The sequence below is a fragment of the Cupriavidus sp. 22TCCZM01-5 genome (assembly GCF_057798915.1).
In genome coordinates, this window is record NZ_JBYOJR010000029.1 from 83,477 (window position 1) to 94,038 (window position 10,562).

General features: G+C 63.1%; 10 protein-coding genes and 1 pseudogene. 3 read left to right on the top strand and 8 right to left on the bottom strand.

Annotation, left to right across the window (positions count from 1 at the left end):
• Positions 1–35: 35 nt before the first annotated feature.
• From AC3FNH_RS23705 to AC3FNH_RS23740, 8 genes are all read right to left on the bottom strand, one after another.
• Positions 36–1,151: a branched-chain amino acid ABC transporter substrate-binding protein gene (locus AC3FNH_RS23705; RefSeq protein WP_488721765.1), complete on the bottom strand. Its 1,116-nt coding sequence runs from the start codon at positions 1,149–1,151 to the stop codon at positions 36–38.
• A gap of 526 nt (positions 1,152–1,677) precedes the next feature.
• Complete coding sequence (gltA, locus tag AC3FNH_RS23710) at positions 1,678–2,979, bottom strand: citrate synthase (protein ID WP_276099864.1); 1,302 nt, start codon at positions 2,977–2,979, stop codon at positions 1,678–1,680.
• Positions 2,980–3,023: 44 nt separating this feature from the next.
• Entirely contained in the window at positions 3,024–3,311 is a 288-nt protein-coding gene (locus AC3FNH_RS23715; protein WP_276099863.1) for an FAD assembly factor SdhE, read from the bottom strand.
• Between the two features lie 92 nt (positions 3,312–3,403).
• Complete coding sequence (locus tag AC3FNH_RS23720) at positions 3,404–4,105, bottom strand: succinate dehydrogenase iron-sulfur subunit (protein WP_211948961.1); 702 nt, start codon at positions 4,103–4,105, stop codon at positions 3,404–3,406.
• Between the two features lie 34 nt (positions 4,106–4,139).
• Entirely contained in the window at positions 4,140–5,918 is a 1,779-nt protein-coding gene (gene sdhA, locus AC3FNH_RS23725; RefSeq protein WP_276099862.1) for a succinate dehydrogenase flavoprotein subunit, read from the bottom strand.
• A 3-nt stretch (positions 5,919–5,921) separates the two neighbouring features.
• Positions 5,922–6,287, bottom strand: a complete 366-nt coding sequence (gene sdhD, locus AC3FNH_RS23730) for a succinate dehydrogenase, hydrophobic membrane anchor protein (RefSeq protein ID WP_276099861.1) — start codon at positions 6,285–6,287, stop codon at positions 5,922–5,924.
• 11 nt (positions 6,288–6,298) lie between these two features.
• Positions 6,299–6,709 carry a succinate dehydrogenase, cytochrome b556 subunit gene (sdhC, locus tag AC3FNH_RS23735; RefSeq protein WP_276099860.1) on the bottom strand — a complete coding sequence of 137 codons (411 nt, stop codon included), beginning with the start codon at positions 6,707–6,709 and terminating at the stop codon, positions 6,299–6,301.
• A gap of 269 nt (positions 6,710–6,978) precedes the next feature.
• Positions 6,979–7,845: a GntR family transcriptional regulator gene (locus AC3FNH_RS23740; protein ID WP_488721766.1), complete on the bottom strand. Its 867-nt coding sequence runs from the start codon at positions 7,843–7,845 to the stop codon at positions 6,979–6,981.
• 397 nt (positions 7,846–8,242) lie between these two features.
• Between AC3FNH_RS23740 and AC3FNH_RS23745 the strand changes: the two genes are divergently transcribed.
• From AC3FNH_RS23745 to AC3FNH_RS23755, 3 genes and pseudogenes are all read left to right on the top strand, one after another.
• Positions 8,243–9,226 carry a malate dehydrogenase gene (locus AC3FNH_RS23745; RefSeq protein WP_029049200.1) on the top strand — a complete coding sequence of 328 codons (984 nt, stop codon included), beginning with the start codon at positions 8,243–8,245 and terminating at the stop codon, positions 9,224–9,226.
• Positions 9,227–9,343: 117 nt separating this feature from the next.
• Entirely contained in the window at positions 9,344–10,324 is a 981-nt protein-coding gene (locus AC3FNH_RS23750; RefSeq protein WP_276099857.1) for an HpcH/HpaI aldolase/citrate lyase family protein, read from the top strand.
• A 61-nt stretch (positions 10,325–10,385) separates the two neighbouring features.
• A pseudogene (locus AC3FNH_RS23755) lies at positions 10,386–10,562 on the top strand (2-methylcitrate synthase); the annotation flags it as partial.

Sequence of the window (10,562 nt, forward strand, 5' to 3'; positions counted from 1 at the left end):
GGGGGCGCGGGATGGCTGCGGACGAAATGCCAGGATCAGTTGGCGGCGGTCTTGCTGGCGTCCTTGTGCCAGGTGTAGACCACGAACTTGAAGGACTTCAGGTCGCCCTTGTCGTCGTACTCGACCTTGCCGATCGGGGTCTGGAAGGCGTTTTTGTGCATGTACGCCGCGACCTTGGTGGGATCGGTGCTCTTGGCGCCGGCGATGGCGTCGCCGATGATCTTGACGGCGGCGTAGGACGGCATCTGGAACGGACCGTTGGCGTCACGCTTCTTGTCGGCGAACGTCTTCACCAGGCCGGCGTTGGCCGGGTCGGCCGAGAAGTCGGCCGGCAGCGTCACCAGCATGCCTTCGGAGGCCGGGCCGGCAATCGCGGTCACGTCCTTGTTGCCCACGCCCTCGGGGCCCATGAAGGTGGCCTTCACACCCTGCTCGCGTGCCTGGCGCATCAGCAGGCCCATTTCCGGGTGGTAGCCGCCGAAGTAGATGAAGTCCACGCCTTGCGACTTGAGCTTGGTGATGACGGCGGAGTAGTCCGAATCGCCGGCGTTGATGCCTTCAAACACGGCCACCGGAATCTTGGCGGCTTCCAGGTCCTTCTTCACCGAGGTGGCGATGCCCTGGCCGTACGACTGCTTGTCGTGCAGCACGGCAACCTTCTTCGGCCTGACCTTGCCGATGATGTACTGGGCTGCAGCGGGACCTTGCTGGTCGTCGCGGCCGATGGTGCGGAAGATGAACTTGCGCTTCTTGGCTTCGGTCAGCTGCGGCGCCGTGGCCGACGGCGTGACCATCACGATGCCTTCGTTCTCGTAGATGTCCGAAGCAGGGATGGTCGAGCCCGAGCATACATGGCCAATCACATACTTGATGCCCTGGCTGACGATCTTGTTGGCCACTGCCACGGCCTGCTTCGGCTCGCAGGCGTCGTCCATCAGCACCGCTTCGAACTTGTTGCCACCGGCGCCGCCAGCGGCATTGATCTGCTCGATCGCGGTCAGCGCACCGGCCTTGACCATGTCGCCATACTGGGCCACCGAGCCGCTCATCGGGCCGGCAATGGCGATCTTCACGGTTTCGGCGTTGGCGGCAGCGCCAAGGGTAGCCAGCACGGCGGCCAGCGAAATGGACGTAAGGCGGGAAAGCGTCATCAGGAGCTCCTCGATTGGTATTGTGGTCATACGGGCAGAACGGCATGACCTGCGCAATCGAACTACACCCGCGGACGACAGAGAAACTAGGCCCGAGACGCGGTAGTCGGGTCCGGCAAGAAGACAGCGAATGCGGGGCCCGGCATGTGTCAGCCCCCGGATGGGATCAGGGGAGCATGGTTCGGAAAGACAACGTTTAATGCGTTCTCTATTGCGCAAGCGCTGTCGCCTGCCCCGCTTGCCGCACGGCTTGCCGGAAGGGTGGCCCGGCTGCCATCGGCAGAGCAGCCCGCATTATAGGGTCAAATCTCCTGCCGGATGCGAAAATCGCACAATAAATGCGGAACCTGATTGGCTGATCGCGACACAATTCTCCACAAATTGCGCTTCTGACCACTTAGCCTGCAATTTCCTGCCGTCGCCCGCGCTGCATCGCACAAGACGCATGGCACCAGAAAGACAAACGCCCCGGCGGGCCGGGGCGTCTGAGTTTGCTGCAGTGCGCAGCCGATGGAAAAGCCTGCGCTTAGCGCTTGGCCATGTCCGGCACGTCGCGCGAAGCGGCGCCGTTGAACAGCTGGCGCGGACGGCCGATCTTGTACTCCGGATCGGTGATCATCTCTTCCCACTGCGAGATCCAGCCCGGGGTACGAGCCAGCGCGAAGATGCAGGTGAACAGCGACGTCGGGATGCCCAGCGCGCGCTGGACGATGCCCGAGTAGAAGTCGACGTTCGGGTACAGCTTGCGGCTGACGAAGTACTCGTCTTCCAGGGCGATCTTTTCCAGCTCCATGGCGAGCTTGAACAGCGGGTCGTTGTGCAGGCCCAGCTCTTCCAGCACTTCATGGCAGGTTTCGCGCATCAGCTTGGCGCGCGGATCGTAGTTCTTGTACACGCGGTGGCCAAAGCCCATCAGGCGCACGCCCGAATTCTTGTCCTTGACCTGCTTGATGAACTCGTTGATGTTGTCGACGCTGCCGATCTCTTCCAGCATCTTCAGCGCGGCTTCGTTGGCGCCGCCGTGAGCCGGACCCCACAGGCAGGCCACGCCAGCGGCGATGGCTGCGAACGGGTTCGTGCCCGACGAACCGGCCAGGCGCACGGTCGAGGTCGACGCGTTCTGCTCGTGGTCGGCGTGCAGGATGAAGATGCGGTCCAGCGCGCGCTCGAGCACCGGATTGACGGTGTACGGGGCGCACGGCGTGCCGAACAGCATGCGCAGGAAGTTGCCCGAGTAGGACAGGTCGTTCTGCGGATAGATGTACGGCTGGCCGATGTTGTACTTGTACGCCATGGCCACCATGGTCGGCATCTTGGCGATCAGGCGGATGGCCGAGATCTCGCGCTGGTGCGGATCATCGATGTCCATCGCGTCGTGGTAGAACGCGCTCATGGCACCCACCAGGCCGGTCAGCACGGCCATCGGGTGGGCATCGCGGCGGAAACCGCGCAGGAAGAACTGCAGCTGCTCATGAACCATGGTGTGGTTCATGACGTGGCCGGTGAATTCCTCCTTCTGCTTGGCGTTGGGCAGTTCACCCTTCAGCAGCAGGTAGCAGGTTTCGAGGTGGTCGCACTTCTGCGCCAGCTGCTCGATCGGGTAGCCGCGGTACAGCAGCTCGCCCTTGTCACCGTCGATGTAGGTGATCTTCGAGTTGCACGAAGCCGTCGACATGAAACCGGGGTCGTAGGTGAACTTGCCGGTCTGGCCGTACAGCTTGCGAATGTCGATCACGTCCGGGCCCACGGTGCCCTTGTAGATCGGCAGCTCAACGCTGGGGGAACCATCGGAGAACGATAGCGTGGCTTTCACATCGGACGGCGTCATGTCGGATCCTTCAAATGCTGTGAATAATAATATTGACCAAAAACTCAGACCGAACGCAGCAGGCCAATGATGCGCTGCATCGGGGGCGTGTCGAGTTCACCGTCCAGCTCCTTGCGGGCAAGGAGCAGGTCCATCAACTCGTTGTCGCTGAGTTCGAACAGCGTGCTCAGCGAAGCCACATCCTCGTCGGACAGGCTCTCCTCGTAACGGTTGAAGAATCGCTCGACGATGATGTCGTTCTCCAGGAGGCCGCGGCGCGCACGCCAGCGCAGACGCGCGCGTTTGTGTGGATCGGCCTGGTGGGAGAAGTTGGTGGCGAGACTCTCGGTCATGGCTTCCTGCTTTTCGGCGCGCCCGCCTGATATAGCCGCTCAGGCTGACGCGCCTCTTACAACGACTGCTCTTTACTGCAAACTCCGCCGGATCAGACCGCGCGGCGGACCATCAACTCTTTGATCTTGCCGATAGCCTTGGTCGGGTTCAGACCCTTCGGGCACACGTCGACGCAGTTCATGATGCTGTGGCAACGGAACAGGCGGTACGGGTCGTTCAGGTTGTCCAGACGCTCGCCGGTGGCCTGGTCGCGGCTGTCCGCGATGAAGCGGTAAGCCTGCAGCAGGCCGGCCGGGCCAACGAACTTGTCCGGGTTCCACCAGAACGACGGGCACGACGTCGAGCAGCTCGCGCACAGAATGCACTCGTACAGGCCGTCGAGCTCGTCACGCTGTTCAGGCGACTGCAGGCGCTCTTTCTCGGGCGGCGGCTCGTCGTTGATCAGGAACGGCTTGATCGAGTTGTACTGCTTGAAGAACTGCGTCATGTCGACGATCAGGTCGCGCACGACGGGCAGGCCAGGCAGCGGACGCAGCACGATGCGGTCCGGCAGCTCGCGCATATTGGTCAGGCACGCCAGGCCGTTCTTGCCGTTGATGTTCATCGCGTCCGAACCGCACACGCCTTCACGGCACGAGCGGCGGAACGAGATGGTTTCGTCCAGCTTCTTGAGCTTGACCAGCGCGTCCAGCAGCATGCGCTCGTGACCGTCGAGCTCGACCTCGTAGGTCTGCATGCGAGGTGCCGCGTCCTTGTCCGGATCGTAGCGGTAGACTTCGAAAATACGCTTCATTTCTGTGGGTCCTGTTTTCTCTACGATGCGGTGCTCAGAAAGTACGGGCCTTCGGCGGAACGCTTTCCACCGTCAGCGGCTCCATCTTCACCGGCTTGTAGTCGAGGCGGTTGCCTTCGCTGTAGAACAGCGTGTGCTTGAGCCAGTTCTGGTCGTCGCGGTTCGGGAAGTCGCTGTGCGCATGCGCACCGCGCGATTCCTTGCGGGCGGCTGCCGAGATCATGGTGGCCTTGGCCACTTCCACCAGGTTGGCCACTTCCAGGGCTTCCACCAGCGCGGTGTTGAAGACCTTGGACTTGTCCTTCAGGTGGATGTTGTTGGCGCGCTCCGACACTTCCAGGATGCGCTCCACGCCTTCGTCCATCAGCTTCTGCGTACGGAACACGCCGGCATGCGACTGCATGTTCTTGCGGATGTCGTTGGCGACGTCCTGCGTGTACTCGCCCGAGGTCGTGCCCTGCAGCTTGGCCAGGCGCGACAGCGCGCGGTCGGCGGCGTCGGCCGGCAGCGGCTTGTGCTCCTTCTGCTTCAGGTTCTGCGCGATGATGTGGTTGCCGGCGGCGCGGCCGAACACCACCAGGTCGAGCAGCGAGTTGGTGCCCAGGCGGTTGGCGCCGTGCACCGACACGCACGAGCATTCGCCGATCGCGTAGAAACCGTTCAGGACTTCGTTCGGGTTGCCGTTCTTCGGCACCACGACCTGCCCGTGATAGTTGGTCGGGATACCGCCCATCTGGTAGTGGATGGTCGGGACCACCGGGATCGGTTCCTTGATCGCGTCGACGTTGGCGAACTTCAGGCCGATTTCGCGGATCGACGGCAGGCGCTTCATGATGGTCTCGGCACCGACGTGGGTCAGGTCGAGCAGCACGTAGTCGCCGTTCGGGCCGCAGCCGCGGCCTTCCTTGATTTCCTGGTCCATCGAGCGCGAGACGAAGTCGCGCGGCGCCAGGTCCTTCAGCGTCGGGGCATAGCGCTCCATGAAGCGCTCGCCGTCCTTGTTGCGCAGGATACCGCCTTCGCCGCGCACGCCTTCGGTGATCAGCACGCCCGCGCCGGCCACGCCGGTCGGGTGGAACTGCCAGAACTCCATGTCTTCCAGCGGCACGCCTGCGCGCGCTGCCATGCCCAGGCCGTCACCGGTGTTGATGAAGGCGTTGGTGGAAGCCGCGTAGATACGGCCGGCACCGCCGGTCGCGAACAGCGTGGTCTTGGCTTCGAGGATGTAGACCTCGCCGGTTTCCATTTCCAGCGCGGTCACGCCCAGCACGTCGCCGTCCTGGTCGCGGATCAGGTCCAGCGCCATCCACTCGACGAAGAAGTGGGTCTTGGCGCGCACGTTGCGCTGGTACAGCGTGTGCAGCAGCGCGTGGCCGGTACGGTCGGCCGCGGCGCAGGCACGCTGCACGGGCTTCTCGCCGTAGTTGGCGGTGTGGCCGCCGAACGGACGCTGGTAGATGGTGCCGTCCGGGTTGCGGTCGAACGGCATGCCGAAGTGCTCGAGCTCGTACACGACCTTCGGGGCTTCACGGCACATGAACTCGATGGCGTCCTGGTCGCCCAGCCAGTCCGAGCCCTTGATGGTGTCGTAGAAGTGATAGTGCCAGTTGTCTTCGCTCATGTTGCCCAGCGAAGCACCGATACCGCCCTGCGCCGCCACCGTGTGCGAGCGGGTCGGGAACACCTTGGACAGCACGGCGACGTTCAGGCCGGCTTCCGCGAGCTGGAGGGATGCGCGCATCCCGGCGCCGCCAGCACCGACGATGACCACGTCAAAGCGGCGACGCGGCAATCCAGTCTTGACTGCGACCATTTATTACACCCTCCAGAGAATCTGAGCAGCGTAGCCCGCACAACCGACGAGCCACAGAATCGTAAGAACTTGCAGCACGAGGCGCACTGCCATCGGCTTCACATAGTCCATCCAGATGTCGCGTACGCCGATCCAGGCGTGATACAGCAGCGACAGGATGGTCAGGAACGTGATGATCTTCATCCACTGGTTGGCGAAGAGCCCTGCCCACGCTTCGTACGAAGCGCCGTTCGACAGCAGGAAAGCAATGGCCAGGACCACGGTGAAGACCACCATGATGCAGGCCGTGACGCGTTGCGCGAGCCAGTCTTTCAGGCCGTAGTGGGCACCGACGACAAGACGCTTGGGACCGATATTATTGTTTGCCACCTTGATTCTCCTCAGAACAGGCCGTACAGCTTCAGGCCGAAAATCAGGGTAAGCAGCAGGCTGACAACCAGCACGCCGATGGCAGACTTAGCCGAAGCGGGCTTGGTGACACCAACGTGCACATCCAGCAGCAGGAAGCGGATACCAGCGCAGAAGTGATGCAGATAACCCCAGATCAGGGCCAGCACAACCAGCTTGACGAAGCCACCGGACAACAGTGCCGAGAACTTTGCGAAGCTCAGTTCGGAGGTAATGCTCTGCTCAAACAGGTACAGAACGAAGGGAAGGAGGAGGAACATCAAGGCACCGCTTACGCGATGCAGGATGGATACCTTGCCGGCCCAGGGCAACCGGTATTTCGCGATCTGCGAGATACCGATATTCCGGAACTCCGGCCTGGCTTGTTTGACGGCTTCAGCCATGCGAGACCCCATTTTGCGGTAAACAAAAAACGAAACTGCCATTGCCCCTGCATGCAAAGGAATGCATTGGGGCAAATCCATGAGATTTTAGCGCCTTTGTTGCGCGCCGCACCAATAATTTTCAGCTATCAGGCCCCGACACGCGGCGCCCGACAATCGCACACAGCACTTCCGGATGCGTCAAAACCATCCGCATCTCGCAATAGCCGCAACCATCATGACGAATATTGCAATAATCCAGGCGCCGAGCCGCACGGTGCCCGCGATATTCAGCTCAGATCATTCTGGTAATAGTGGCGCGTGGTCACATACAGGCCGCGCCGCACTTCGACAGGACGATCGCCATACGTGTAGGACACGCGTTCGACCGACAGCAACGGCGACCCCAACGGGACGGACAACAAGGTGGCAGCCGTCTCATCGGCAGCCACCGCACGAATCTTCTCAGAGGCCCGAATCATGCGGGTGCCGAATTCGGCCTCGAACAACGCATACATGGGGCCCTTCCACTCGGTCAGCTTTTCCGCCGTGAGCCCCTTGAAGTTGGCGCCGAGCAGCCAGATCTCGTCGAGCACGGTCGACTCGGCGGAGAATGTCAGCACGCGGCGGATCTGCACGACGCTGTCGCCGGTGCGGATGTCGAGCAGGCGCGCGATCTCGGCGGGCGCACGCAGCCGCTTGCACTCGAGCACGCGACTGGCGCCATAATGCGGCTCTCCCTCGTCCGGCACCAGCCGCAGGAAGCGAAATTTGACCACGTCTTCGTGGTGGGTGGTGACGAAGGTACCCTTGCCCTGCCGGCGCGCCACCAGGTTCTCGGCGGCAAGCTCATCGATGGCCTTGCGCACGGTGCCCTGGCTGACCTTGTAGCGCGAGGCCAGCTCCATTTCGCTGGGTATCATTTCGCCTGGCTTCCACTCGCCCGACTGCAGGCTGCGCGTGATCAGGGCCTTGATCTGCTGGTAGAGCGGACTGAAGGTGGGCGACGGCACGGCGTGGGCAACGGAGGGAGCCTGTGGCTGCTGGGAAGGCGATGAAGATGACGGCGACTGCGTCCCGGCGCCGGTATTGGCAGCACCAGAATCCTGCGCTCCGGGTACGGAGGCGCCGGTCAGGGACGTAGGCAGGGAGGACATAGCGGGATTTCACCACAAAAGGGCGAGCCCCGTCCAGCTCGACGTTAAATGTCTTATGTCTTATATAAGACATATGAATTGACAATCACCGGAACCCCGACCTACACTCGCGCTGGTCCACGCCGGCGGCGCGCGTGACAGAGGCATGAAAGCCGCCCCCAATCGGCTGATGCGCCAAACTGGCTAATGCGCCCCGCTTCGCAGTAGACTTACGCTTCGTTGCCTCACCATGACCCGTTGCGGCTTCTCCTCACCGGTTCCGCCCGTGGCCCCGCCACCTGGTTCCGGCGGACTGCCGCTCCCCGCTGTGGCGACAACCAGCACGTGGTGACGAGCCTCCCCCTACGCGGCGCGCCACCCACCGGTTTCCCCCATCTTTTCGTTTGGAGATTTACTCATGGCTAAAGCCCCAATGCGCGTCGCAGTGACCGGCGCCGCTGGCCAGATCGGCTACTCCCTGCTGTTCCGCATCGCCAACGGCGATATGCTGGGCAAAGACCAGCCGGTCATCCTCCAACTGCTCGACCTGCCCCAGGCCCAGGCGGCCGTCAAGGGCGTGGTGATGGAACTGGAAGACTGCGCCTTCCCGCTGCTGGCTGGCGTGGTGATCACCGATGACCCGAAGGTCGCTTTCAAGGACGCCGACGTCGCCCTGCTGGTGGGCGCACGTCCCCGCAGCAAGGGCATGGAGCGCAAGGACCTGCTCGAAGCCAACGCCCAGATCTTCACGGTGCAGGGCAAGGCACTGGACGAAGTCGCCAGCCGCAACGTCAAGGTGCTGGTGGTCGGCAACCCGGCCAACACCAACGCCTACATCGCCATGAAGTCGGCCCCGAGCCTGCCGCGCGAGAACTTCACCGCCATGCTGCGCCTGGACCACAACCGTGCCCTGTCGCAGATCGCCGCCAAGACCGGCAAGCCGGTGTCGTCGATCGAGAAGATGTTCGTGTGGGGCAACCACAGCCCGACCATGTACGCCGACTACCGCTACGCGACCGTCGACGGCAAAAGCGTCAAGGACATGATCAACGATCCGGTCTGGAACAACGACGTGTTCCTGCCGACCGTCGGCAAGCGCGGCGCCGCCATCATCGAGGCGCGTGGCCTGTCGTCGGCTGCCTCGGCCGCCAACGCCGCCATCGACCACGTGCATGACTGGGTGCTGGGCACCAACGGCAAGGTCGTCACCATGGGCATCCCGTCGAACGGCGAATACGGCATCCCGGCCGACACCATGTTCGGCTACCCCGTGACCTGCGCCAACGGCAAGTACGAAATCGTCAAGGGCCTGGAGATCGACGCCTACAGCCAGGAAAAGATCAACATCACCCTGAACGAACTGGAAGAAGAAAAGGCCGGCGTGCAGCATCTGCTCGGCTGATCCTCGGATCCTGTCCGCTAGGAAACCGGAGCACCGCAACGATTCAAGAATCGGCGCGGGCTCCGGTTTTTTTCTTGGGCCCCTGCCCACCAACCCTTTCTTCTGACCAGTCTCCAAGTGCACCCATCCGAGGTCTTGTTCCAGGGCGAAGCCATCCCCATCCAGCTGCCGGTCTGCGACCACTACGCAGGCAGCGAAAAGCTGATGCTCAAGTCGCTGGCGCTGCAGCAAGAGCTTGGTCCCGTCTTCGATATCACCTTCGACTGCGAAGACGGCGCCGCCGTCGGGCTTGAGCGCGAGCACGCCGAACTCTGCGCCAGCCTCGTCAATAGTCCGCTCAACGCCCACAACCGCGTGGGCGTGCGCATCCACGATCCGGCGCACCCATGCTGGAAGCAGGATGTCGACGTGCTTGTGCGCGCGGCCGGTGCCCGCCTGGCCTACGTGGTCGTGCCCAAGGTCACCGATGTCGTCGAAGTGGCCCGGGTGACCGATCATGTCAACCAGGTGGCGCGCGCGGCAGGCATTGCACGCCACATCCCGATTCATGTGCTGGTCGAGACGCATGCCGCGCTCGAACAGGCCTTCGACATTGCCTCGCTGGTGCAGGTCGAATGCCTGAGCTTCGGCCTGATGGATTTCGTCTCGGCCCACCACGGCGCGATTCCGGGCGAAGCCATGCGCTCGCCGCAGCAGTTCGAGCACCCCCTGATCCGCCGGGCCATGCTGGAGATATCGGCCGCCTGCCACCGTCACGGCAAGGTGCCTTCGCACAATGTCAGCACCGATGTCCAGGCACCGCAGCACGCGGGCGATGACGCGCTGCGCGCGCGCTCAGAGTTCGGCTACCTGCGCAAGTGGAGCATCCACCCGGGCCAGATCGAGCCGATCGTCGCCGCGTTCCGGCCCGGCATCGAGGAAATCGGCGCGGCCAGCCAGATCCTGCTGGCCGCCCACGAGAACAACTGGGCCCCGATCCGGCACGACGGGCAACTGCATGACCGCGCCAGCTACCGGTACTACTGGTCGCTGCTGCAGCGCGCTCATGCGACGGGCACGCCGCTGCCGGGCAACGTGGCCGAGTTGTTCTTCGACTAGCCCGCGGCCTGGCCCGCGCCCGCACAGCATCCGGCAAATACCAAGACCACAGGAGAACAGGATGTCCGCAGCAAAGAACAGCGCACCCGCTGAAACCCCGCAACCGACCGGGCCGAAGCCCAAGAAGTCCGTTGCCCTGTCGGGCGTGACCGCCGGCAACACCGCCCTGTGCACGGTCGGCCGTACCGGCAACGACCTGCACTACCGCGGCTATGACATCCTGGACGTGGCCGACGCC